The organism is Sphingobium aromaticiconvertens (assembly GCF_037154075.1).
In the GTDB taxonomy this organism is placed as follows: domain Bacteria; phylum Pseudomonadota; class Alphaproteobacteria; order Sphingomonadales; family Sphingomonadaceae; genus Sphingobium; species Sphingobium aromaticiconvertens.
In genome coordinates this window covers 807590-833130 of sequence record NZ_JBANRJ010000001.1, presented here as the reverse complement: position 1 = coordinate 833130, position 25541 = coordinate 807590, and the positions used below count along the sequence as shown (strand labels likewise).

Sequence of the window (25541 nt, the reverse complement as noted above, 5' to 3'; positions counted from 1 at the left end):
CCATGCAATCGACTTCGCTTTCCCTTCCGTTGGAAGCGACCGCACAGACGGTCGATCGAGCGACCCTGCGACGGGCCATCGGCGCATCGGCCATGGGCAATGCGACCGAATGGTTCGACTATGGCATCTACGCCTATGGCGTGACCTATATTTCGGCGGCGCTGTTTCCCGGTGAAACCGATGATGCGATACTTTTTGCTCTGGCGACCTTCGCCATCTCCTTTCTGGTGCGGCCGCTGGGCGGCTTGTTCTGGGGGCCATTGGGGGATCGGATGGGGCGCAAGTCGGTCCTGGCGCTGACCATCCTGATGATGTCGGGCGCGACGGTATGTGTCGGCCTCATCCCGGCCTACGCCACGATCGGCTTCTGGTCGCCGCTGCTGTTGATCGTCCTGCGCATGGTGCAGGGCTTTTCGACCGGCGGTGAATATGGCGGCGCCGCTACCTTCATGGCCGAATATGCGCCAGACGATCGACGAGGGTTTTGCGGCAGCTTTCTGGAGTTCGGGACGCTGGCGGGGTTCTCGCTTGGCGCCTTGTTGATGCTGGGCTTCTCCCTGACGCTGGGGGATGCGGCGATGCATGACTGGGGTTGGCGCATCCCGTTCCTGGTGGCGGGTCCGATGGGACTGGTCGGCATGTATCTGCGTTCCAAAATGGAAGATACGCCCGTCTTTCGCGAGGCGGAGGAGGCCGCGCATGGCGCCGAGGCCGCATCGCCAAGGCTGGGCGCGCTGATCGCAGGCTACTGGCGTACCTTGCTGGTGATGGGGGGGCTGGTCGTTGCGCTCAATGTCGTCAACTATACGTTGCTCAGCTACATGCCGACCTATCTCCAGCGCCGCCTGGGCCTTTCGGTGGACGACGCCCTTATCGTGCCGATCATCGGCATGCTGTTCATGATGCTGCTGCTGCCCTTTGCCGGGGCGCTGTCGGACCGAGTCGGCCGAAAGCCGCTCTGGCGCTTCTCCCTTATCGGACTATTCCTGCTGGTCGTGCCGCTCTATCTGCTGATGGCGACGGGCTTTGCTGGGGCTGTCATTGGCTTCGCCATATTGGGCCTGCTTTATGTGCCGCAACTTGCGACGATATCGGCGACATTCCCCGCCCTGTTTCCCACCAACGTGCGCTTTGCCGGCTTTGCCATCGCCTATAATGTTGCAACCTCCCTTTTTGGGGGCACTGCGCCCGCCATTGGCAGCGGCCTGATCGGCCTTACCGGCAATGAATTGATGCCGGCCTTTTACATGATGCTGGCCTGCGTCGTTGGACTGATCTCACTGCGCTTCATGCCGGAAACCGCCGGACGATCGCTGCGCGATAGTGCGTATTTTGAGGAGACCAAGCATTGATCGGCCAGCTTCATATCGCAAAATCCAGCATCGACATCCTGACGCAGGGATTCGTCACGCATCCCTGGATGCAGGCAATGCTGGCGATCGCGATCATGCTGATGGTCGCCGCCATTGCCAACTGGATCGCCAAGCGGATCGTGTTGCGATTGATCTTGCGCCTGTTGGAACGCACGTCCATGGCTGTGGAAGTCCGCTCGCTCGGTCTTATTGTCGCGCGGCTGTCCAACATTCTGCCCGCCGTCATCGTGCAATTGGGGATCGCAACGGTCCCGCATCTGCCGGCGTGGGCGCTGGTCCTCGTCCGCAACTTGTGCACCGCATTCATTATTCTCACCCTTGCCATGGCGCTCAGCGGCGCGCTCAACCTGCTCAATCAACTTTATCAGCGGCGGCCCGACGCAGCGAACCGGCCGATCAAGGGCTATGTTCAATTGGGCAAGCTGCTTGTTTATGGCGCCTGCACCATTTTGATAATCGCTGCGCTCATGGATCGTTCACCGCTTCTGTTGCTGTCCGGGCTGGGCGCGATGGCAGCGGTGCTGATGCTGGTGTTCAAAGACACGATCCTTTCGCTCGTCGCTTCGGTTCAGATCGGTTCGAACGACATGATCCGGGTTGGCGACTGGATCGAGATGCCCCAGCTCAATGCAGACGGCGATGTGATCGACATCGCGCTGCATACAGTGAAGATTCAGAACTTCGACAAGACGATCACCACGGTGCCGACCCATCGCCTCATTAATGAAAGTTTCAAGAACTGGCGAGGCATGGCGGAATCGGGCGGGCGCCGCATCAAGCGATCAATCATGATCGATCAAAACAGCGTGCGCTTCCTGACGGATGAGGAAATTACCGACTTGTCCGGATACAGGCTGCTCGGCGACTATCTTGAGAGGAAAGAAGCCGAGATCACGCATTTCAACGCAGAGAATGGCATTGAAGGAGACATTAATGCCCGGCGTTTGACCAATATCGGCACTTTTCGAGCCTATGTCGTCGCTCTTCTGGCGGCCCATCCTGACATCGCGCGGGACAAGGCCATGCTGGTTCGGCAACTCGCGCCGGGCGAATATGGCCTGCCGTTGGAAATATATGCATTTGCGACCACCACCAGGTGGAGCGATTATGAAGACATCCAGGCCGATATATTCGACCATCTCCTAGCGATTCTTCCAGCCTTTGGATTGCGCCTGTTCCAACGGCCCACTGGGCTGGACTTAACCTTTCATTCGAACAATATCCGCAATATGCCCCTTGCAAGTTCGGTGGCTGTGTAAGAGATCGCCAAGCATGCGGTTAGCGACGCGCTTCGAAAAACGTCGTCATTTTCGGTTGCAAAAGAGCTACTTGCGCGCTCAGTTCGCGGCCCAACATGGTCAACATCCAGTTACGGTGCTGGACCATGAAAGCCGCAAAGCCATCCGCGCTGGCTGGATTGAAGACCGGCACTGCCCAATTGGACTGGGGCTCGGTATAGAAAGGGTCGACATTCCATCCCGCTGGTGAAAAGCCTAGGACGTACGGTCGGTATTGCCGCCACGCGTCTTCTCATCCCGCTGTCCTATCTGGCCATCCTCAGCGGCACGCTGACGCTGGTCGGCACGTCGACGAACCTGCTGGTGGACGGCGTCGCTCAGGAAATGGGCAGGTATATTCGAAATTACTTCGATCGGTGTGGTTGCCCTGCTTGTAGGTGGCCTCACCTTGCTGATCCTGGGGCCAAAGCTGTTGCCTAATCGTCCCGATGATGAACTGGATGCTGACAGCGATCGTCTGTTCATCACCGAACTTGCACCTTCCCTGGACGGTGTGGACAGCGCGCAAATGAACGACATCAAGGCCCTGCGCCGCGGGGCGGTCCGCGTAATCGGAATAAGACGCGGATCGCAGATCCTGCGCAATGTCGGGATGGGTCAGGAAATCGTGCCGTCGGACCGGATCATCGTCGCAACCAGCGCACATGAGCTCGACGCGCTCGCACGCTCCCATGATTTTGTCGTCGGCCTCCAGAATATCGGACGGCCCATCAGGCTGGCGGAGGATGAGCGCGATGAAACAGTCAGGCTCATCGGCATCACTCTCGCGCCGACGCATCCGGCGATCGGCCGCAAGCTGCGGGAAATTCCCTTCCTTTCCAATCCTGGCGTGCGTGTACTCGGACATAGCCGTCCACGCCATGTCGCAGGGCCGGACCTTGCCAATGTGCGGTTGCGGGCAGGCGATAGCCTGCTGGTCGCTGCGGATGATCAGGCGGCGGCCGAACTGCGGGAGAATACCAACTTCATCGCCGAGGATACCAGTGGCGTGCGGCGTTACCGCAGGCGGCGTGCGCCGATTGCTGCGTTGACCCTTGGGCTGGTTATTGTTGGTGCAGCTTTCAACATCATGCCGGTCTTTGCCCTGGCCTTGATGGGCGTGGCGATCGTACTTGCCACGCGGTGCCTTGATGCGGAGGAAGCCTGGTCGGCCATCGACGGCAATATCATTGTCCTCATCTTCGCCATGCTTGCCTTTGGGCTGGGGCTGGAGAAGGCGGGAAGCGTGAAGTTGATCGTCGACACGCTCTCGCCCTGGATGGCGGCTATGCCCCCCCTTGCGCTGATCATCGCCATCTATGCGGCGACCTCGGTTTTGATCGAGACGGTCACCAACAATGCGGTGGCCGTCATCATGACACCAATTGCCATCGGCATCGCCGGTCAGAATGGCATAGACCCCCGCCCGCTCATCATCGCGGTGATGTTTGCCGCATCGGCGAGCTTTGCTACACCCATCGGCTATCAGACCAACACGATGGTCTATGCTGCGGCCGATTACCGGTTCGGGGACTTTGTGAAGATCGGCCTGCCGATGAACGTGATCGTGGGTCTGGCAACGTGTGCTGCAATCTATCTGATGACCTGAAGGGATGTCTGACGCAATGAACGCCCCATCGCCGAACAATCTTTCATCCGAGCATCCCTTCGCCCCTCGGCGCTGGGACCAAGTACCGCTCTATCGCTGGTGGCGCAAATCGGTCGTGGGTTCGGTCAATCAGGAAAAGGTCGTCGCGCGGATCATGGAGGAAAGCGGCTGTACGCCCCGCTATCTGTTCATGACGATGATGTCGGCGGGCATCGCGGTTCTGGGATTGCTGCTGTCCTCTCCAGCGGTCGTGATCGGCGCGATGCTGATCTCGCCGCTCATGAGTCCCATCCTGGGGCTGGGCTTCAGCCTGGCCCTGTTCGATTTCACCGAAATGCGCCGGGCTCTGTCGGCGCTGGCCATCGGGGCAGGGGTGGCCCTTCTGTTCACCGCTTTCATCGTTCTGATGTCACCACTCAAAGCCCCGACAGCCGAGATATTGGCGCGAACCCGGCCCAACCTCTTCGATCTGCTGGTGGCCCTGTTCGCAGCACTGGCGGGCACATTCGCCATCATTCGCGGCAAGGGGGAAACGATCGTCGGCGTGGCCATCGCCACCGCCCTGATGCCGCCGCTAGCCGTCGTCGGCTTTGGCCTTGCCACATGGAACATGCCGATACTGGGCGGCGCGCTGGCGCTGTTCGTGACCAACTTCGTGACGATCGCGCTCTCGGCCATGATCATGGCGCGCTATTATGGCTTTGGCCATTATCTATCGAGCCAGCAGAGCTGGACCCAGACTATCCTGCTCATGCTGCTATTTGTGGCGATGGCCGTGCCGCTTGCCCTGTCGCTCAGCCGGATTGCCGGTGAAGCTTTGGCGGCGAGCCAGATCCGGTCCTTCCTCTCCAGCCGCTTTGGCGCGGACGCGCGCGTGACGCAGCTCGATGTCGATTTTGACCGAACGCCGCTTGGCGTGCGAACGGTCGTCATTGCGCCGCGATCGAGAGCCGAAAGCAATGCATTGCTCCAGACCGACCTGAGCGACCGTCTTGGACGGCCTGTGGCCCTGCGGGTCGATCAGGTCCTGCTCGATCCAGGGGCTGGCTCCGTCGAAGCCCAGCGTGCCGAATTGCAGCAGGCCAATGATGCTGTGGCGCGGGATATCAGCAGGGCCAATGGCGTGGCCGGGCTCGTTGCGCTCGCGGCGGGCGCGGCACCGGAGGCCATAACGATAGACCGGGATCATCAGCGGGTCACCACAGCCGCATCGCCGCTACCGGGGGCTGATCTTGCCACCTATGAAGCACTGGAACAGCGTGTCACGAAATCCGTGGAGGGGTGGCAGGTCGCGATCATTCCACCACTTTCACCGCTTCCCGTGGTCAGCTTCGCAGACAATGTCGATATACTCGATGCAACGGCCCATCAGGCGGTGTTGCTGTCGGCCTGGGCCGCGAGACGTTGGAACAGTCCGCAAATCGCGGTGCCTGGCCTTCCTTCCAGCGCCATTGAAAAGCCGCTTCTATCCCAACGCCGCGCATTGGCGGTCGCTGGCCTCCTCAAGCAGCAAGGCATAACTGCCATCGCTGCCCCGCCAGCAGGGCAGAGCTTCCGGTTGGAGATAGCAGTCCAGAATATCCGCTAAATCTGACGCCGGAGTCGCTGCCTCCGCGAAGGCAGAAATGACCGATGAAAGATAAAATCTATAGAAATCCGGCATTTTCGGGCCAAGGCTGGTGGCCGATTAGCGGTTCATTCGTTAGGAAGCCACGACTATGGATGCTCCCAAAATATTGACCCGCCCTTTCTGTCGCCTGGAGCATGGCCTTCACCCTTGGGTGGCCTATGCCATCGTCCTGCGACTTGTGTCACCGGTATCAGCTGCCGAGTCATGAGACTTTTCCCCGGAGCACGCCAAATTATCGATTATGCGAAGGCATTGGCCATAACGGATGGGACCGACAAGGCGCGCGATGCCCTCTCTATATTCCGCCGCCGGATTGCAACGGGCGTGGGTGCAGTGTTATTGGGCTTGGTAGCCATCGCCTTCGCAAAGCTTGGCGACCATGTACAACAGTTGTTCCTGCGTTTCAGTTCGGCCTGGCCCTATGGTGCGCTGATCCTGACGCCGACGATCTTTGCAGGTACCGTTTATCTGACCCGGCTGTGGGCGCCCGATGCGCGAGGGTCTGGCATTCCGCAGATCATAGCAGCGTCCAGAAATCCGGTGCGTGATGCTCTAGGACCGCTGGTTTCGCTTAAAACTGGGGCATTCAAGCTCGTAATGACCCTGCTGATGCTCTGTGGAGGTGGATCGGTCGGTCGCGAAGGGCCAACGGTCCAGGTGAGCGCGGCGATAATGGTCGCAGTCCATCGGTTTCTGCGCGTACCGATTACGGCGGGTGTTCTGATCGCTGGCGGCGCTGCCGGGGTTGCTGCTGCCTTCAACACCCCTTTGGCGGGCGTAGCCTTCGCAATTGAGGAATTGGCCTCCGCCTATGAACAGAAGGTGGCCGTGCTCGTCATGGCCGCCGTAATGGTCGCGGGCCTGGTCAGTCTAGGTATCGCGGGGGACTATATCTATTTCGGTGCGATGCGACAGACGCTCGACCTGCGCGGGGTACTGCTGGTCGCGCCCGTTGCGGGTATCGCTGGCGGTGTCGCTGGAGGTCTGTTCTCGCGAGCATTGCTTGGTTTTTCCGTGGCTCGCCGCCCGTGGATACGCGCAATCAAACAGCGGCCGGTTGCTGTCGCTGCCGTCTGTGGCTTGCTCGTCGCGATCCTTGGCATTGTCAGCATGGGCGCAACCTGGGGCACCGGATATGAAACAACCCGTCATCTGGTGGAGGCGCAGGGCGGATCTTATTGGTTCGGGCCTGCGAAATTTCTGTCGACCCTGGCAACCGCGCTGAGTGGGGCGCCCGGCGGCATTTTTGCGCCCTCGCTCTCCGTAGGCGCGGGGCTCGGTGATTTGCTTACCAGTATCTTCCCTGAAGATCCCAAGGGCGCAGTCGTGTTGCTCGGCATGATCGGCTATTTCGTCGGCGTCGTGCGCGCACCCTTAACCGCTGTCATCATCATCACCGAAACGACCGCAAGTCGCGGCATGATCGTGCCGCTATTTGCCACTGCGCTGATCGCAGACCTCGTAAGTGCGCTTGTGTGCCGGGAGCGGCTATACCATGGGCTGGCCAAGCCATTCCTCATGACTGACGGGACGAATATATTCGACAGACATCTAATCAAGTAAAATTCTGCATACCTATTTTCTGAAAAAGTCATTAGTTTAAAAGATATTTTTAGGATTCATATAAGCAATAATTCATAATTATGGGTCGTATTAGAAATAATTATTCGCAACCATATCTGGTGTAATTTAATGCGATTTTAAAAGATATTAATTATAATGCGGATATACGTTTTAATACTAAAGTCCATTACTTAGAATGCTACGGATATTTCTTTCAATGGAAGATATTCGTTCATATCCAGCAGTAGCCGGACCGTCTCAAGGCGACCAATTTGGAGTCGACAGTTCAATAGCTGACCGTCCGCAGCAGGGCGTCGAAAATTGGTCCCTGACCGGCAAGAAAGGGTCGGGAGTCGTCGCCGCTCGAGTGCAGGCAAGAACGGTGGCTTCCTCGAGTCGGTTGTCTGCAAGCTGCCATTCTGGAAACGGCCATTAGCGAAGCCCGACGAAAAGACAGCGGCGGGCTAGTCAGCCGGTGAGTAAGCCCGGCGTGGACGGGGGCGGCCACCCTGGTTGATCCGCCTACCCAGCTACATTCACGGCCCATCCCTTGTGCTTGGCCTTGTGGTATAACTGATTGAGAAACCAATGTGATTCCCGATTGCAGCATGACCGAACTGTGGCCTTTTTGGGGCCCCATCACTCATATGGTTTTCGATAGATATCTGAAAATTAACACAAAACTATTGTGAGCTCGATTCGGCTCGGCTAATGCCGCTGAACTGCTCAACCAGCGACTATGACCGTTAGCGATCTGGGATCGTTTTCGATCTGGCGCGGCAACGGGTTTCAGCGTGAACGCTGGGCGGCTGTTGCCTATGACCTGGATCACCGGGTTTGCGATGCAAACAGTGACCTTGAGCCTATCCCAATGGTCCAGCAGTCCAGTTATCGGAGCGTCCATGAAGCAGCTTGTCGCCTTCGACCTTGACGGTACTCTCGCCGAAAGCAAGCAACCGCTCCAAGAACCCATGCAGCAGGCACTGGCCGAACTTCTCGCCGTCGCGCAGGTCGCGGTCATTTCGGGTGGGGACTGGCCGCAGTTCGACAAACAGGTCGCCAGCCGCCTTCCCGCGCACGCCGATCTGTCAAAGCTGTGGCTGATGCCAACGACCGGAACGAAGCTTTACACCCATCAGGATGGCGCCTGGGCGCCGGTTTATGCCGAACTGTTCGACGAGGCACAGAAGCAGGCGATTCTCACGGCCTTCGACGAATCGCTGGAGGCGACCGGCTTCGTACCCGAGCAGACCTGGGGCGAGCGGATCGAAGACCGTGGGAGCCAGATCACCTTCTCCGCGCTTGGCCAGCAGGCGCCGATCGACGCGAAGGAACATTGGGACCCCGACTTTGCCAAGCGCAAGATCATCCAGGCGGACCTGCGCACGCGGCTGCCCGGCCTGTCGATCAACATGGGTGGCGCGACCTCGATCGACATCACGCGGGAGGGGGTGGACAAGGCCTATGGCCTCAAGAAGCTGCGCGATGCGAGCGGCATCGCCCTGGATGCCATGATGTTCATCGGCGACGCCATCTTTCCGGGCGGGAATGATTATCCGGCCAAAGAGCTGGGCCTCGACACGGTGCGCGTGCGTGACCCGGAGGAAACGCTGTCGGTGATCGCCGCGATCGTCGCCTGCCAGAAATGAGCGGACGGGACGGCTGCGGTCGCCCCCTTCACGCCGTTAGCTTGACAGCGCTTCCAGCACGGGCACGCCTGCCCCTGTGGTCGAGGCAGCGACCGGGGCCATAGCCGCACTGCGCAGCCCCATGACCTCCATCAGCAAGGCATTCACCTTGTCCACATCATAGACATCGACCGCCTTTTGTCGCGCCGCCCCAGCCATCGCGGCAAGAAGGTCGGGGTTGTCGAGCAGATGATTCATGGCCGTAGCCAGGGCGGGCGCGTCGCGCGGCGGAACCAGCAGGCCGTTCACCCCCTCCTCGATCGGCTCCCGGCATCCGGGCATATCGGTCGTGATGACCGGGCGTCCCGTCGCCAGTGCTTCCAATATGGTGCGGGGCAATCCCTCGCGATAGAAGGAGGGCAACACGAAGACGTGGGCCGACGCGATAAAGGGACGGACGTCGCGCGTTTCCGGCACGAATTCGATCAACCCGGCCCGACGCCACGCGTCGAGATCCTGCGCCGTGTAGCCGGTGGGATTTTCCGTCTCCGGCCGGGTGAGGAGCATGAAGCGCACATCGGGCCGTGTTTGCCGCACGATGCGGGCGGCTTCGACATATTCACCCACGCCCTTGTCGCGCATCAGGCGGCCCATCATCAGGAAAGTCGGTGGGCCATCCGGCAAGGGCTGTTGTGTAAAGTACGCGATGTCGATGCCCGATCCGGGCACCTGCATCACAGGCTGGTCGGGCGCGACGATGCCGTTTTCGAGCATCAGGCGACGATCATCCCCGTTGAAGACAAAGATGCAATCTGCGCGGCGCACCCCCAGCCGGTACAGCCGCGAAACAGCCGATCGCAACAGCGGACGACCGTCCGCCTCTGTGCTGAACACATAGCCAAGGCCGCTCATGATCGCATAGAAACGCATGCGTCCAAGCAGCCTGGTCGCAAGGCCGCCATAGATGATCGGTTTTTGCGTATAGGCGACCACTACATCGGGACGCTCCGACTGAAGGAGTCGCCAATAATGGAAAAACGTCCATGCATCGCGCAGCGGATTGGTCCCCGCCCGCGCCATGGGCGTCAGGCGGAAATGCACACCCATCTTCGAGAGGGCCGCGATCACCTCAGGTTCGCCATCCGGCGCGCAGGCAACGACATCATGCCCGGCCTCGACCATCCGGGCGATCAGCGCGCCGCGAAAATTGATCAGCGACCAGGACAGGCTGGAAAGGATAACGACCTTCATTCCGCAGGGCTCCCCACTATGGCACTTCCTTTCGCCAGACAGAGGATGATCTATCATGCTCTGGCCGTGTGCCTGCGGGCGCATCGGTAGATACCCATTAGAGGCAGGCGGCGCGCGGCCTGTTCTGGCCATTCCGTGCCGCAATGGCGGGCGCCATACCCCCAATGAGAGGCGCGCTAATCCTGTCGGCACAGTGCCGGGATAAAGGATAGTAGCTGATCGAATGCTAACGGGTCATCCTCCGCTCCGTTAGCATGTCGGGCATGAATCCGTTCAGGCAGCGCCGCCCGTTTCGAGAAGGATGTCCCCGATGTTGACAGCCCCGCAAGCACCGGGAGGGTGGAGCCGGTGAGGATCGCCGCGCTGACGGACATTCATGCAGTCAGCAGCACGCTGGAGCAGGCATTGTCCGCCGCCCGACGGGAGGGTTTCGACGTGCTGCTGCTGATGGGCGATTTGCTGACCTATGGCGTCGCGCCGCTGGAAACGATCGCGCTGGTGCAGGACGCGGTCGCTCGCGATGGAGCGATCCTGATTACCGGCAACCATGACCAGATGTACCAACGGGCGACGGACGCCGGGAGCCGCTATCTGGACAGGCTGCCCGACTGGATTCAGGAGACGGTGGCGTGGACGAATGAACAATTGCCTGCGGGCGTGATGGACGCCTTTGACTGGCGGCAACATTGGTCCGCTGGTCCCTTGTTCGTCGCGCACGCAAACCCCTATGCTTTTGGCGACTGGCGCTACATCAATTCGGCCGAAGAGGCGGAGGCCGCCGCTGTCGCCCTGGCCGAGCGCGGTTTTCGCTATGGCCTGTTCGGGCATACGCATCGCGCTCGCCGGTTCGATTGCGCCACGGGCACTATTTTCACGCTCGGTTCGCTGGGTCAGCCAAGAGACGATGGAGAAGGACATATGCAATGGGCGATGGTCGAAATACAAGGGGATGAAGTCAGGGTGAGCCCCCGCCCCCTGCCCTTCGACCGCAAGGCCCATCGGCAAGCGATCCGCGCCACCAGTCTGTCCGTGCCGACGCAGGACCGGCTCTGCGGGTTTTTCGCATGAAGGCGCTCGTCACCGGCGCGGGCGCTGTTCTGGGACAGGGCATCATCAAATCGTTGCGGCAATCGTCGCTCGACTGCACGATCGTCACGGCCGATCCAAACCCGCTGTCGTCCGGCCTCTACTGGGGCGATGCAGCCTATCGCCTGCCCTTCGCCGCTGATGAGGCGTTTGGTGCGCGGATCGAGGAACTGCTGGATCGCGAACGGCCGGATATCGTGATGGTCGGCACCGACGTCGAGCTATCCTTCTTCGCAAGCCAGCGGGCGCAGCTTGAGGCCGCGTTCGACACGAAAATCATCGTCAGCGATCCGCGCGTCATCGCCATCGCGGACGACAAGCTGGAAACCTGCCGCTTCTTTGAACAGGCTGGACTCAATCCCCCTGCTTCGGCTTCGGGCGACGATCCGGCGGCGATCGCGGCGCTGGTCGAATCTGTGGGCTTCCCGCTGGTCGTGAAGCCGCGCATCGGCGCGCGGTCCGTTGGCGTGTCGATCGCGACCAGCAAAGCCGAACTGGACGAAGCGCTGGCCGGACGGACCGGCTTGGTCGTGCAGGAATGTATCGGCGATCCCGACTGCGAATATACCGCCAGCGTCATCGTGTTCGATGGTGAGGTGCAGGCCTCCATCGTCATGCGCCGGGACTTGCGCGACGGGAACACCTATCGCGCCTATACCGGCGATTATGTAGAGTTGAACCAGGCCGTCCGCGCGTTCGGCGCTGCGCTGCAACCCCATGGTCCCGCCAATTTCCAGTTCCGCCTCGACAAGCAGGGCGTTCCACGCGTGTTCGAGATTAACGGGCGCTTTTCGGGTACCACGCCGCTGCGTGCGATGGCGGGCTTCAACGAAGTCGAAATGTGCGTTCGCAAGCTGTTATACGGGACGCCGATCGTTCAACCGCCCATCCGAACGGGTGTCATCCTGCGCTTTCTGGACGAGATGTTCGTAGCCCAGGAGCGTATCGACGCCGTGCTGTGACGGACCCATCCACAACCATCGCCCTTACCGGAGGATCGGGCTTCATCGGCAAACGCTTCGCCGTTGTCGCCAGAGCCAAAGGCTATCGCATCCGACATTTGACGCGCCACGCGGCGGAGGACTTCGCGCCGGAAGATGAGGTTTGTCCTTTCGATCTGGAGGCACCGACCCACGATGCCGCGATGCTTCAGGATTGCACCGCCCTTGTCCATCTGGCGGCCTATATCCCCCCCGACCATAGCGATCCGGCGGCGGCGGAACGATGCTGGGCCATCAATGCGGGGGGCACGCTGCGCCTGATCGAAAAGGCCGCGACCGCAGGCGTCAAACGCATCGTCCAGACGACCAGCGCGAATGCCTATGCCGACGGTGTGGACATGCCGGATGAAAATGCGCCGATGTTCCCGCGCAGCCGAAGCTATTATCTGGGATCGAAAATCCTGCAGGAGATCTACGCCACCGAATTTTGCCGAACCAGAGGCATGGCGTTGACGACGCTTCGGCTGGCGTCCGTCTATGGTCCGGGGCAGACCACGGGCGCGCTGGGCATCATGGTACGCGCTGCGGTTGAAGGACGTCCCATGGAGATTATCGACGGCGGGCAATTCGGCGCGGACCTGGTCCATGTGGACGATGTCGTGCAGGCGCTGATGCTGGCCGTGGAGCGCGACTGTTCCGGTCCGATCAATGTGGGCAGCGGGGTTCGCACGACCATAAAGACGCTGGCCCGGATGATTGCGGACCTGACCGGCGGGTCTGTCATCGAAAGGCCCGGAGAGGGAACGTCAGGCGACACCGGCTTCCCGCCGCTCGACATTATGCGGCTGCGGTCCCTTGGCTGCGATCCGAGTCCCTTATCGGCGGGGCTGTCGACCATCCTTCACCAACACTGAGCCGCAGACCGGCGTCAGCTCACCGGAAAGCCGCAGTTGACAGCAGGCACCGCCCCCTGCCCCGTCCCGACCCGAAGCAAAAGCTGGCCCGACGCATCCTGATCGCCGGCCCGCTCGTTCAGAAACTCTTCCAGATTGGTGTAGCCATCGCCATCGGCGTCCGCGGTGCCGCTGGTGATCCCCTGGCTGCTTTCCCAGCTATCGTCCATGCCATCGCCATCCGCATCGACATAGGGCGTGCCCGCCGCCAGCGCGGGCCAACCACCCACTTGCGTCGGGCTGTCGATGATCGCCCCCCGGCAGGCCTGAAAATCGGCGACGACACGCTGATCCGAAGCATCCCGGGGAAAGGCGCCGCCAAAGGACAGGACGTCGCGCACCGCCTGCTCCGCGCTGGAATAATGCTGCACGGTCAGCGTGCCGATCACGCTGGCGAGCAGATATTTCCAGTCGGCGGGGTCGAAGAACAGCCGCTCGTCATCGCTGGTCGTCCGTCGGCGACCGTCGATATTGCCCGAAACATAAAAAGCGGCATGGCCGGGAAAAGTCGAAAATGCCTCGTCATAATCCGCGCCATGGATTGGCAGGCCCCGGACCGAATTTGGCCCCAGCGAAACCCAGTTGCCAATCACGTTCACTTCGCGCGTAACGCCGCTGGCCGGGTCCGATTGCCTTTGCAACATCGAGAAATATTGATGGGCCTTCTCCGCCATGTTGTAGGAAACAAGATTAACCAGATCGACCCGCGCCCCTACCCCCAGATTGGGCATGCGATCGGTGGCATGCGCGATCAGCATATGATGCACGGTGATGTCGCTGCCTTCGACGAACATGCCCTTCGCATGTTCGCCCTGTATATGCGTCGAATGGCTTAGACCTTCATATATCAGCGACCATTGCACGGTTATTTTACTCGACATCTTGGTCGAATTGAACGGTTCGTCCGTCGCCCAGGACAGCGACACATGATCGATGATCGTGTTGGTGGCCCCTGCATCCACAGTAATCGCATCGGTTGTGTCCTGTTTCGCGCCCGATGTGGGACCGGGACGAATACGGATGTGCCGCACGATATTATCCGGCGCGTTGAAGAAGATCGGCGATCCGGTCAGGTTCGATGGCGCATTGCGGATCGCAATGCCACCGCCCGGCGCCGTCTGCCCCGCGATCGTCAGATTTCCTGCGGTCGGCTTGATCTGCGACAGCAGCTCGATCGTACCGCTCACGCGGAATATGCAGGTCCGCGCACCCGTCGCCATCATGCAGGCGCGCAGCGAACCCGCACCGGAATCCGCCAATGTCGTCACGGCGATCACCTGACCGCCGCGCCCCCCGACCGCACCCGCGCCAAAGCCTTCGGCGGTGGGAAAAGCCCTTTGACGGCCATCGGGCAACTTAGCGGGATTATAGGCGCTGGGTGCAAGCGAAGCCGGAGGCGTAGGCGTGGGCGCAGGGGTAGGCGTGGGAGTGGCCGTTGGCGTGGGGGCCGGCACGACAACCGCAGAACTGCCATTGTCACCCCCGCCACATCCCGACGCCAGGATCATTGCGGACATCGCAAAGATAGGACGGAAACGCATGAAAATCCTCGCCAGACACAATCAACTGGCGGCACTAACCATATTCCGACGATCCATAATATTGTGCGAATGGCCGATGCCAAACACCAAGCGGGCAATAGTATCACGCTATCCCTGCCCAGCATTGCAGGCGCCGTTGTCCGCCGTTACGTCAGTGCAACGCTGCCCTTATCTGCGGCAAGAGAATGCGGGCGCCCGGAATCGACAGATGGTGACTGTCAAAATAGAGCGGTCGGCCATCGACGGACGTAACGCAATCCGTGCGATTGCAAAGGGCATCCTCCGGATAGACCCGATACAGCGCCCGCCGCCGCCCGAGCTGATCCAGCAGCCGCAGCGCTTCCGACTGGCGCCGGTCATAGATGTCACGCGATATGGTGAAGGCAGCCGGATTGCCCCCCTGACTGTTGATCCGCGCCAGCGTGGAAGGGATGTCATAACCCGTTTCAGGTACCGGATAGAGCAGCACGACTTTCTTGTCCGCCAGCAGCAGCCGTTTCACCAGCGCATAGAAAGCATAGCGAAAATGGCGACTGGCATCCCGTGTGAACGGTTCATATTCATGCCCTGTCGCATCGAACAGCCGTGGCAGATTGCCGTTGGTTTCGGCCGGACCCTCGACCATCCGCCCTTCAAGATAGAGCGACCATCGCGCGGCCAGAATGACGGTATCGATTTCCGGGTGGCTAAGGACATAATCAAGGCGCTTCTGGTTGCCCGCTATGCAGGCCGCGTCCGTGCCCAGGCCCAGCAAGGGCGGACAGCGTGGCGTAGCACCATAGATCGTGCTTTTCCCTTCCTTGGCCAATACCTGCATCGCGCCAAACAGCGCTCCGGCATGGGAATCCCCCCACAGAAACAACTGTGCCTGGTCCCGCGGACCGATCGTGCAGGGCGATCCCTTACGAAGCTGAAGTTCCACATCGGCGCACATGTCCGCTTCCGGGTTCATCGACAGCGCATAGTCGGAAAGGCGCTGCGTCGTCTTGGGAAAGCGATCTGGCAGGCCGTTGGCCGCATAGATGCTGCCGCCCGCGAAGATCGACAGCGCCATCACACCGCTCGCAAGCCGCAAAATGGGCGTGCGGATGCGCCAGTTCCTGCTCTTGCGAAACGGCATTTCGATAGTGCGCCAGGACAGCGCGCCCACAGCCAGCGAAAACAGCAGAAGACCAAGCGATTCCAGCGTCGTCAGTTTCTCGATCGCATAGTAGCGGACAAAGACGAAGATCGGCCAATGCCAGAGATACACCGAATAAGAGATGAGGCCGATGAAAACGATCGGCCTTTGCGCCAGCAGGCGATTGATCGCAGGCTTGGCATGTTCACCGGCATAGAGGATCAGTGCCGTCCCTAGGCAGGGCACCAGCGCGCTGATTCCGGGAAAGGGCGTCAGGTCGGAATAAAGCAGGACCGACCCCGCTATCAGGATCGCTCCGGACAGGCTGAAAAATCCCGTCAGTCGGGCAGGCAGCACTGGAAATACGCGCAGGGCGATCAACGCACCGAGCAACAGTTCCCAGGCCCGAAATGGCGCAAGGTAGAAGGCGGCGCTCGGATCGATCCGCATCATAAGCACCGCACCGAAGAACGATAGAAGCGTCAGGGCGAGCATGACCGACTTTACAGAGTGCGGCCACCATCGCTTCAGAAGGCTCAGCAACAGCGGGTAAACGATGTAATATTGCTCTTCCACGGCCAAAGACCAAGTGTGCAGCAATGGCTTGTAATGGGCATCCCCTTCGAAATAGCCCGCCTGCTCCCAGAAGAAGAAATTGGAGACGAACAGCGTCGTGCCCGTGATATTCCGGCCCAGACTGGCCAGATCGCGGGGCAGTAACAAAAATACCCCAGCCACCAACGTGACTGCCAGCATCGCGAACAGGGCCGGGAAGAGGCGACGAACCCGTCGCTTGTAGAAGGTGATGATGGAAAAGTCGCCGTGATCGATATCCGCCATGATGAGGCGTGTGATCAGATAACCCGAGATAACGAAGAAAATATCGACGCCGACAAAGCCGCCCGCGAAGGGGGCAAGTTCGGCATGGAACAGGATGATGACGATGACGGCAATCGCGCGCAGACCGTCGACATCGGCGCGATAGGTCGATGCACTGCCACCAGCGGGCAGGACGACGGGTCGGGCATTATCGAGCACAGCCAGAAATCCAGTTGCTTGAGTTCAAACCGCGAGGGTAAGCGGACAGACTATCCCTTCACTCCGATCGCGCCAGCCGCTCATTGGCTGTACGCCAAAAGGTCCATGATGCCAGTCTGCGCACACAAATGCGCAGGCCGGCGTCAATCTGCCTCAGACCTGTTGCGGTTGAGACTGGGACTGGGACTGGGACTGGGACTGGGGAAGCGGCACGCGGCCGGCAGCGCTTCCGCGCATCCACCAGATATCGCTCAGAACAGCGGTCAGCGCCCCGAGCGCGATATGGGCGATATTCGCCCCCATGGCGCCGATATGCGGGATGAGGGTGAAGGCCACCGTAAAAAAGAGCAGCGTGGACGCGATGGAAATCCGCATCACCACCCGATGCTCGCCCATAGCCAGCAAGGCCGCCCGCGACGGCGCGGCATGCAGGTTGAGCGAGACAGCGACCAACTGTGTCAGCAGCAGCGGATAGGCCCCGGCAAAGGCGGCGCCAATGGCGAAATGGATAAGGAAATCGCCTGCCAGATAGCCGGCCGCCAGCGCGCAAATACCCAGCGACGCCAATGCCCACTGGATTTGCAAAATCATGGACCGGAACGTCGCCATGTCGCCCTTTACCCAGATGCGGGCCATGTCCGGATAAAGGACTGCCTGCACCTGTGCGCCAGCCGTCTGCGCGACCTTCGCCATGCGCTTGGCGATATGATACATGCCTGCAGCCGCCGGCCCGGCGAGCGCGCCCACCAGCAGCGCATCAACCTCCTGCGTGAATGTCCGCAGCGTGGTCGACATGTTCGTCGACCAGGCAAAGGCCAGGAAACCGGGGAAGCGTTGCCGCAGATTGCGCCAATCGGCGCGCAGCGGATTGGGGATATTCTGGATGGCAAGAGCGCGAAAGCCCAGCCCGATGAAAAGAATCTGTCCGGCAACCTGCGCCACGGTCCAGGCGACCATGAAGCCAACCAACCCATAGCCCTGCGCCGCACAGAGCGCCGCCAGCCCGATACGCAGGACGTTCGCGACAAGCTGTGCGTAGGCCAGCGTCCGGAAATGTCCTGCAAACCGCAGGGCTGCCGTCGGCATGCCGTTGATATTGCACAACAGCGCAATGGAATAGATAGTCACCAGTTCGACATGCAGCGACGACAGGCCGAACAATCGCCCGCCCGCCGCCGCCAATATTATCGTCGATAGACCCGCCAACAGCGCTGCTCCCACGTCGAGAGTCAGGCCGTAGAGGTAGAGTTGGGACAGGCGGACCTTGTCATCCGGTCCTTCCTGATCAGCCGCGAATTTTATGACCGGCTGCCAGGATTCAAAGCGCATTATCCGTTCGACAGTTCGACCGAAAGTCAGCACCAGCACCATGATGCCATAGCTATATGGCCCCAGGGTTCGCGCGGCAATCGCCACGCTGAGCAGCATGATCCCCGCATTCATGAAACTGCCGGACAACAGATGCCCTATGCTGGTGATCCTGCCACGGAAACCTCCCGCCCGTCCCAGGACACCCAAGCGTGCACGCATGGTCGCCATATCCGTTCCGATCACGGCAAATGCAGGAAGATCAGGCGGCTACAGACGCCAGGCTGTTCACCGGCTGATCAATGGCGGCTACCCCGATATCGGTTTCGCTGCCAAGGCCGCGATTGACCGCCCAGATCGCCGCCTGGGTGCGATTCTGCACGGCCAGCTTGCGCAGGATCGCCTTCACATGGACCTTGACCGTCGCTTCACTGATATCCAGCTGACGCGAGATGATCTTGTTCGGGTGCCCCATGATCAGACAGCGCAATATTTCAATTTCCCGCACGGACAGATGAGCATCGCCCCAGCCGCGTTCGCCATCGTCATTGCCATAGGCCGAAATCTGGAATGGAAGTTCATCGGCCAGCCGCGTCGGCATGACCTTTTCCCCCATTGCCACCAGTTGCAGAGAACCGATCAGCGGCGCACAGGAAATTTCCTTGACGATATAGCCGTGGACACCCATGCGGAACGCCGATGTCATCGCATCCATGTCAAATTGATCTGACAACAGGACGAGGCGCGCATCAGGAAAACGTTCATGCACAGCGCGAATATTCTCCAGATCACCTTCATCGGAGCCGTTGTCCATGACGATAAGATCTGTTCTTTGATCTTCCAGCGGTTCAGCATCTCGCAACCGCGAATGATGGTCGACCGATTGCGTTACTTCGAAATGATCATCCGCCAGAATCCGCTTCAAACCTTCACGAACAATGGCATTCCGCGCCAACAGCGCAACACGAACTAGGTTTTGCATGTTTAAACCCCTTTCAAGTGGTCAAACCTGCGATCCCGAACCGATAGTTTTATCATTTTAGGAGGATGCCCCGAGTCTCGCCCACACGACTCATCCACGTTGATGATAATAGTGCTTAAGCCCTTACAAGGATAGCTAATAGAAGGTTAACATCTGAATTAGACCAAAAGTACTAGTCATATTGCTTACACAACGTAACCATATAGCTATCCAGAGCCACCAATCACCCGTCTCTTATATTTTTGCAGTGCGGCAAATTTCACCGAATAGTGAACCTGCACCGACAAGTGTTAGCCAGAATAAAGGCTGAAATCTGTCCAAAAGTATTAATCTATCTGTCGGACCACCTGGAATGCTTCTGCTGCACTGCGGAATACATTTGCGCCCCTCAATCTTGCCAGGGCAGTCAGCGCCTCAATAGACCGTTCGTCGGGGAAATCCTTAACCTGTGACTTGAAGCAGGCAAATGCCGACAGTTTACGATCCAGTTGTTCGCCAATATCCACGAACATATTCGGCGTGAAGGCAGGCGTTATTCCCGGTGCATACCAGTTGGTTTCGGATAATGTCTCATAGGCATAGACCCGGGCTGGCGTCATGGTCGATCGCGGTCGTGCAAATACCATCCCTGACGTAAAGGCGACCTGATGGTCGAAATGGATATCCCCGATGAAGGGAAGAAACAGGGTGTCGGGCTGCACGTTGCGTAACACCTCATCCACACGGACGTTGACGTCGGCGATCGGCAGCGTGTCCAGTTCGGCCGCCGGCAAGTCCAGCCGATGGAGCTGGGTCACGCCCAGCATCCGGTGGGCAATCTGTGTCTCGGCCATCACCTGATCGACTTGCGCGGGCGTAAAGCGGGGAGCCATTCCGCGCGTCATCAACAGCACATGCACCTGCGCGCCCTGTGCGGTCAGGCGCGCAATCGTGCCGCCACAACCAAGCACCTCGTCATCGGGATGCGGGGCGATGACCGCCGCACATTTGACTTGGCTCAATATGCTCATAATGCCCCCAGACGTTGATGCGCGGCAGGCAGACGCCCCGTTGCGCTGCTCCATTCGGTTATGTCGAGCAGATTGCCGTCGCCGCACATGACGGCAAAGCCGTCGCCATGGCGGGTGACGACCTGTCCCGCCTTGGCGTGATGGCCTGTCCCGTCGATGGCCTTTGCAGACCAGATGACCAGTCGATCCTGCCCCGCGCCATCCTTCCCCGCCATGGTAAAGGCACCGGGATAGGGTCGTCCCACCGCGCGCACCAGCAAGGCGATGTCCTGTGCCCGTGCCGTCCAGTCGATCCGGCCATCCTCCGCCGTCCGTCGCGCCGCCCATGTCGCCAGCGCCTCGTCCTGCGGATCATGTCGCTCCCGTCCTGCGGCAATGGCGGGCAGCGTGCGATCGAGCATAAGTGCGAGCGCCTGCATATGCTTCGCATACAGGCCTTCCGCTGTTTCCATGGAGCCGACATGAAAGAAATACTGATCCAGTATCGCCCCGGTATCGACCCCCTCGTCTATCCAGAACAGCGATCCCGCAGTGATGGGTTCGCGGTTAAGGATGGTCCAGGGAATGACGGCGCGACCGCGAAGCCGCGGCAAGGCGGCGGGATGATAGCCGATGATCCTGCCTGGCGCACAGGCGCTCACCCCTTCCCCGCAGATCTGGGACCAGCCGATCACCAGGATGACATCAGGCGCGGCGGCACGCAGTTGCTCCAGCGCATCGGGATCATTCACATTGCGGACCTTGTACAGCCGCGCGCCGACCTGCGCCGCGACCGGCGCGAGGTCCACAAAGTCGGAATGGCGCGCCGCCAGTTCAGCGTGGAGGGTCAGGACCAGCGCGGCCTCCCAGCCCTGCGCCCGACCAACCGCCTCCAGCCCGACCTGCGTACTTTCAACTGCTCCGATGATGGCGGCCCGCAAGCGCTTTCTCCAATTCCGTCCGATTGATTTTCTCGCCGCGCAGGATGACGTCGACGGTGTATAAAATGGTAAGCAAGTCGATCCGCCACGTGCGATTGGCGACATACCAAAGGTCGAGTTCCAGCTTTTCGTGCAGGCTGAGCAGGGTATTGCCGTTGACCTGCGCCCATCCGGTCAGGCCGGGTCGAACACTGCACCGCAAGCGTCCCTCAGCCCCCATCTCTTCGATCGTCTGGGGCAGAAGGGGCCGTGGTCCCACCCATGCCATTTCCCCCACAACGATGTTCCACAGTTCGGGCAGTTCATCGAAGCGGGATCGGCGGAGAAAGTGGCCGATCGCCGTGATCCGCGCAGCGTCGGGCAGTAAATGCCCCTCTGCATCCCGCAGATCGCGCATCGACCGGAATTTCTTCATGGGGAAGGCCTTGCCCCCGCGCCCGGCGCGAAGCTGGCGGAACAGGATGGGTCGCCCCTGCGCGATCAGCACAAGCAGCGTAAGCAACGCCAAAAGGGGCGCCAGCACGATCAGCAGCAAGGCCGCAAAAAAAGGTCCGGGCCTGATAGCATCGCGCATCATCTTGTCCCCGACAGGGCTTGCCGGACACCGGCGCGCGGCAACCTGGCCGAAAGATGCAGGCATTCGACGACCTGTGCGTTGACCTTTTCAACGTCGTAACGCTCGACCGCCGTGCGGCGGGCGTTGCTGGCCATCTGAACCAGTCGGGCGCGATCCTGAAGCGCATCCAGCATCGCGTTGGCCAGCGCCTGGCTGTCGCGCGGCCGGACAAGCCAGCCATTGACGCCCGGCTCCACCGGTTCGCGGCAACCAGGCGTATCGGTGGTGATGACGGGCCGCCCCATCGCCAGCGCTTCGAGCAAAGTGCGCGGCAGGCCTTCACGATAGAAGGACGGCAGCACGAAAACATGGGCCTTCGCCAGATCCGGTCGAACATCGCGTGTTTCGGGCAGATGTTCGATCAGTCCGCTGGCGACCCACTCGGCCAGTTCGTCTTTCTTGCAGCCGGTAGGGGTTTCCGTTTCCATTCGACCGAGCAGTTGAAAACGAGCCTGTGGGTGGTGCGCCTTGACGATCCGTGCGGCCTCGACAAATTCCGGCACGCCCTTGTCCCGCATCAGGCGGGCGATCATCAGGAAGACCGGGGGCGTGCGCGGCAGGGGGCATTCGGAGAAATGCGCCGTGTCGATGCCCGATCCACCGATCTGGATGACATGGTGGTCATAGCCAATGATGCCGTTGTCCATCATCATCCGCCGATCATCCCCATTGAAGACGAAAATCGCGGCTGCGCGCGCCACACCAGCGCGATACAGCCGACTGACGAACCTGCGTAGCAGCCAGCGATGATCGGCCTCTGGACTATAGACATAGCCAAGGCCACTCATCAGGGCGTGAAAACCCCGCAAGCGCAGCAGTCGCATCGCCAGACCGCCATAGATGATCGGCTTTTGCGTATAGGCGATCACGGCATCGGGCCGTTCCTGCCGCAGCAAGCGTAGATAATGAGCCAGGGTTTCGATGTCCCTGAACGGGTTGGTTCCGGCCCGCGCCATCGGCGTCAGGCGAAAGCGGATCCCCATCCGGTCAAGGGCCGACACGATAACCGGGTCAAAGTCGGGTGCGCAGGCCACGACTTCATTGCCCTGTTCCACCAGGCTACGCAGCAGCGCGCCCCGAAAATTGATCAGCGAATAGCTAAGGCTGGACAGCATGACGATCTTCACGCGGGCAGCATCCGGCCCAACAGGAACGATCGACGCGGAATGCGTATCTTCATATGCCCTTCCCCCCGTGGCCGTTATAAACTTGGCCGCCACGACCGATGGATACGGATGTCCGGTCCCGCTTTGCATGGCTGACGCATTCCTTCGACGGCGAGAATAGGCGCGCCCCGATAGAGCGGGAATGTGGGTATTGGAGCGATATACTTTGGGATAGGTTCAGCGCGTCGCCAGCGCGAAATGTGCGAATTCGGCCGCTTTCGACCCTTCCTGACACGCACCTGTACCCCGTTTGGTACTATCCCGGCACCAGCCGGATAGGGACCGCCATAAAGGATAGTGGCTGTTTGGGCGATTTCCGTGGCGTCCCGCGCTGTTAGCCTTGGGAGGTCTGCAACAGGGGCAATCTGCGGTGGGCGCACGCATTCCGGCGAGCAGCCCGCGGCCCTGTTACCAAGGTTCGAACTTCATGGCCGCCACCAACGTCGATCAAGCGATTGTTCCACCGGGCCGATCCCCGCTTTCCCCGCCGACCCGTTCGGTCGTATCGCAGGACGGCATCATCGGACGCGTGAACGCCATGGTCGTCCGTCTGCTGATCCGCGTACCCCAGATCCGCGTTGCGGTGATCGCGTCGCTGGACCTGATGGCTGTTGCCGCAACCCTGCTGATCGCGCTGACGTCCAAGGGGATGCATGTCACGGCCGGACAGCCGGGCGTCGTCCTGCTGTTTTCGATCCTGGCGGTCAGCGCATTCTTCCTGACAGGCCTCTACCAGCGCAGCTGGCGCTTCCTGTCTTTTGGCGACGGGCTGTTCCTGACGCTGTCGGTCGCCGTCGGCCTGACCACGGCCTGGTTCGCTGCTTTGGTGACACATGTGCTGGATGGCACGATCACCAGCATCGGTGCGGCCATGCTCATTCATTACAGCCTGTTGTTGCTGGCGATGGCGACCATGCGCGTCGCCCGGCGCGCGGCACGCGAATATTGGCGGCGGTGGGTGAGCGCGCCCAGCCGGGTCGATGTGAAGCGCGCCCTGCTGCTGGGTGAAGCCGATTGGGCGCGCGCCATGATCGACCTGATCCATGCCGACGACCGGTCCCGGATGGAGGTGGTGGGCGTGCTGACGCCCAACGGGCGCGACCGCACGCTGCGGATTGCTGGCGTACCCATTTTGGGGACATCGACCATGTTGTCCGCCATCGTCGCGATGCTGGAAATCCGCAGCCGTCGGCCCGACTGCATCGTCCTGCGCGACGATGGCCGCACGCTCGACCGGCGGGATTTCACCAAACTTGTCTCGCTGGCCGAAAGCCTGCAACTGAAGGTCGCGCGGGGCAGCGACCCCTGGGGCCAGATGGCGAAGGGCACGCCGCGCGTCGACCTGGAATATATGCCACTGGCCGAGCTGCTGGGCCGCGAGGAAATCAAGCTGGAGCGCGGCTATGTCAGCCGCATGGTCACGGGCCGCCGGCTGTTGGTGACGGGCGCGGGGGGGACGATCGGCAGCGAACTTGTCCGCCAGCTCGCCCAGTTCAAACCGTCGGAAATCGTCCTGCTCGATCATGCCGAATATAGCCTTTATGCCATCGACATGGAGGCGCGGGAGAGCTTTCCCGACATTCGCTTCCACCCGGCGCTCTGTTCGATCCGGCAGCAGGCGGCGCTGCGTGATGTGTTCGACCGGCATCGCCCGGAAATCGTGTTCCATGCCGCCGCATTGAAGCATGTACCGATGGTCGAGGAAAATCCCTGCGCGGGCGTCCACACCAATGTCATCGGCACCCGCAATGTCGCCAATGCCGCCTGCGAGTTCGGCGCACGCGCCATGGTGCAGGTGTCGACCGACAAGGCAGTCAATCCGGTCGGCATGATGGGCGCAACCAAGCGCGCGGGCGAACTTTATTGCCAGGCGCTGGACCTGATCGGCGAGGATGACGAAAATTCGCCGCGCTTCATGACAGTGCGGTTCGGCAATGTTCTGGGGTCGAGCGGATCGCTGATCCCGCTGTTCGCCCGCCAACTGGCACAGGGCAAGCCGCTGACCGTCACCCATCCCGACATCGAACGCTTCTTCATGACCGTGAAGGAAGCCGTGCAGCTCATCCTGCAAAGCAGCGCGGAAGCGATGCACAATGATCGCGGTCGCGGCGCCATTTTCGTCCTCGACATGGGCGAGCCGATCAAGATCGTCGACATCGCCCGGCGCATGATCCGTCTGGCGGGGCTGGAACCCGACATCGATGTGCCGATTCAGTTTGTGGGGCTGCGCCCGGGCGAAAAATTATATGAAGAACTGTTCGATACCTCGGAAGAGCGGATCGACTCCTCGATCGCCGGGGTGTTCGAGGCTCGTCCGCTGCCGATCCCGCTGGCAACCCTGTCGCAGCGCTTCGACCATCTCGAACGGCTGGTACAGCTCGGCGAGACGGAGGCCGTCTGTCAGCAGACGCATGATTTGATCAAGGCGCCCCCGATCGCCTTCGACCGCACGGCGATCGTCCATGACCTCAGCGATCATGCCGCCGCGCGCGCCGCCATTCTTTCTGTAGCACCGATGGAGGCCTGATT

At 60.6% G+C, this 25541-nt stretch carries 20 protein-coding genes; 11 read left to right on the top strand and 9 right to left on the bottom strand.

Going from position 1 to position 25541, the window contains the following annotated elements:
- Nucleotides 1-2 precede the first annotated feature (2 nt).
- From WFR25_RS04140 to WFR25_RS04110, 7 genes are all read left to right on the top strand, one after another.
- Nucleotides 3-1352 (top strand): MFS transporter, encoded by a 1350-nt coding sequence (locus WFR25_RS04140; RefSeq protein ID WP_336968814.1) that lies wholly within the window; start codon nt 3-5, stop codon nt 1350-1352.
- Nucleotides 1349-2632, top strand: a complete 1284-nt coding sequence (locus WFR25_RS04135) for a mechanosensitive ion channel family protein (protein WP_336968812.1) — start codon at nt 1349-1351, stop codon at nt 2630-2632. Before WFR25_RS04140 ends, WFR25_RS04135 begins: the two co-directional genes overlap by 4 nt.
- 13 nt (nt 2633-2645) lie before the next feature.
- Nucleotides 2646-2861 (top strand): hypothetical protein, encoded by a 216-nt coding sequence (locus WFR25_RS04130; protein ID WP_336968811.1) that lies wholly within the window; start codon nt 2646-2648, stop codon nt 2859-2861.
- A 168-nt stretch (nt 2862-3029) separates the two neighbouring features.
- A complete protein-coding gene (locus WFR25_RS04125; protein WP_336968809.1) occupies nt 3030-4259 on the top strand; it encodes an SLC13 family permease in 1230 nt (409 codons plus the stop codon).
- Between the two features lie 16 nt (nt 4260-4275).
- Nucleotides 4276-5847, top strand: coding sequence for a DUF389 domain-containing protein (locus WFR25_RS04120; RefSeq protein WP_336968806.1), 1572 nt, complete (start codon nt 4276-4278; stop codon nt 5845-5847).
- A 246-nt stretch (nt 5848-6093) separates the two neighbouring features.
- On the top strand, nt 6094-7452 hold the full coding sequence (locus WFR25_RS04115; protein WP_336968804.1) for a chloride channel protein: 1359 nt from the start codon (nt 6094-6096) through the stop codon (nt 7450-7452).
- A 902-nt stretch (nt 7453-8354) separates the two neighbouring features.
- Complete coding sequence (locus WFR25_RS04110; RefSeq protein ID WP_336968801.1) at nt 8355-9101, top strand: HAD-IIB family hydrolase; 747 nt, start codon at nt 8355-8357, stop codon at nt 9099-9101.
- 36 nt (nt 9102-9137) lie between these two features.
- Here WFR25_RS04110 and WFR25_RS04105 read toward each other — a convergent pair whose 3' ends face one another.
- A complete protein-coding gene (locus tag WFR25_RS04105; RefSeq protein WP_336968799.1) occupies nt 9138-10331 on the bottom strand; it encodes a glycosyltransferase family 4 protein in 1194 nt (397 codons plus the stop codon).
- Between the two features lie 348 nt (nt 10332-10679).
- Between WFR25_RS04105 and WFR25_RS04100 the strand changes: the two genes are divergently transcribed.
- The 3 genes from WFR25_RS04100 to WFR25_RS04090 are packed head-to-tail and all read left to right on the top strand — an operon-like array spanning nt 10680 to nt 13272.
- On the top strand, nt 10680-11399 hold the full coding sequence (locus WFR25_RS04100) for a metallophosphoesterase family protein (protein ID WP_336968798.1): 720 nt from the start codon (nt 10680-10682) through the stop codon (nt 11397-11399).
- Nucleotides 11396-12379 carry an ATP-grasp domain-containing protein gene (locus tag WFR25_RS04095; protein WP_336968797.1) on the top strand — a complete coding sequence of 328 codons (984 nt, stop codon included), beginning with the start codon at nt 11396-11398 and terminating at the stop codon, nt 12377-12379. The genes WFR25_RS04100 and WFR25_RS04095 overlap by 4 nt, the downstream gene beginning before the upstream one ends.
- A complete protein-coding gene (locus WFR25_RS04090) occupies nt 12376-13272 on the top strand; it encodes an NAD-dependent epimerase/dehydratase family protein (RefSeq protein ID WP_336968794.1) in 897 nt (298 codons plus the stop codon). The genes WFR25_RS04095 and WFR25_RS04090 overlap by 4 nt, the downstream gene beginning before the upstream one ends.
- Before the next feature lie 14 nt (nt 13273-13286).
- Here WFR25_RS04090 and WFR25_RS04085 read toward each other — a convergent pair whose 3' ends face one another.
- The 8 genes from WFR25_RS04085 to WFR25_RS04050 all read right to left on the bottom strand — a co-directional run bounded on the left by WFR25_RS04085 (nt 13287) and on the right by WFR25_RS04050 (nt 22973).
- Nucleotides 13287-14852, bottom strand: a complete 1566-nt coding sequence (locus tag WFR25_RS04085; protein ID WP_336968791.1) for a hypothetical protein — start codon at nt 14850-14852, stop codon at nt 13287-13289.
- A gap of 151 nt (nt 14853-15003) precedes the next feature.
- Nucleotides 15004-17010 carry an acyltransferase family protein gene (locus tag WFR25_RS04080; RefSeq protein WP_336968790.1) on the bottom strand — a complete coding sequence of 669 codons (2007 nt, stop codon included), beginning with the start codon at nt 17008-17010 and terminating at the stop codon, nt 15004-15006.
- A gap of 153 nt (nt 17011-17163) precedes the next feature.
- Nucleotides 17164-18540 carry a lipopolysaccharide biosynthesis protein gene (locus WFR25_RS04075; protein ID WP_336968787.1) on the bottom strand — a complete coding sequence of 459 codons (1377 nt, stop codon included), beginning with the start codon at nt 18538-18540 and terminating at the stop codon, nt 17164-17166.
- Nucleotides 18541-18580: 40 nt separating this feature from the next.
- Entirely contained in the window at nt 18581-19273 is a 693-nt protein-coding gene (locus tag WFR25_RS04070) for a response regulator transcription factor (RefSeq protein WP_336968786.1), read from the bottom strand.
- Nucleotides 19274-19626: 353 nt separating this feature from the next.
- Nucleotides 19627-20310: a PIG-L deacetylase family protein gene (locus tag WFR25_RS04065; RefSeq protein ID WP_336968784.1), complete on the bottom strand. Its 684-nt coding sequence runs from the start codon at nt 20308-20310 to the stop codon at nt 19627-19629.
- Nucleotides 20307-21230, bottom strand: a complete 924-nt coding sequence (locus tag WFR25_RS04060; RefSeq protein ID WP_336968781.1) for a methionyl-tRNA formyltransferase — start codon at nt 21228-21230, stop codon at nt 20307-20309. The genes WFR25_RS04065 and WFR25_RS04060 overlap by 4 nt, the downstream gene beginning before the upstream one ends.
- The gene (locus WFR25_RS04055) at nt 21202-21807 is read right to left on the bottom strand and encodes a sugar transferase (protein WP_336968778.1); all 606 of its coding nucleotides are present in this window, start codon (nt 21805-21807) and stop codon (nt 21202-21204) included. Before WFR25_RS04055 ends, WFR25_RS04060 begins: the two co-directional genes overlap by 29 nt.
- Complete coding sequence (locus WFR25_RS04050) at nt 21804-22973, bottom strand: glycosyltransferase family 4 protein (protein ID WP_336968777.1); 1170 nt, start codon at nt 22971-22973, stop codon at nt 21804-21806. Before WFR25_RS04050 ends, WFR25_RS04055 begins: the two co-directional genes overlap by 4 nt.
- A 466-nt stretch (nt 22974-23439) precedes the next feature.
- Here WFR25_RS04050 and WFR25_RS04045 point away from each other — a divergent pair, with 466 nt between their 5' ends.
- Nucleotides 23440-25539, top strand: a complete 2100-nt coding sequence (locus WFR25_RS04045) for a polysaccharide biosynthesis protein (RefSeq protein WP_336968775.1) — start codon at nt 23440-23442, stop codon at nt 25537-25539.
- Nucleotides 25540-25541 lie beyond the last annotated feature (2 nt).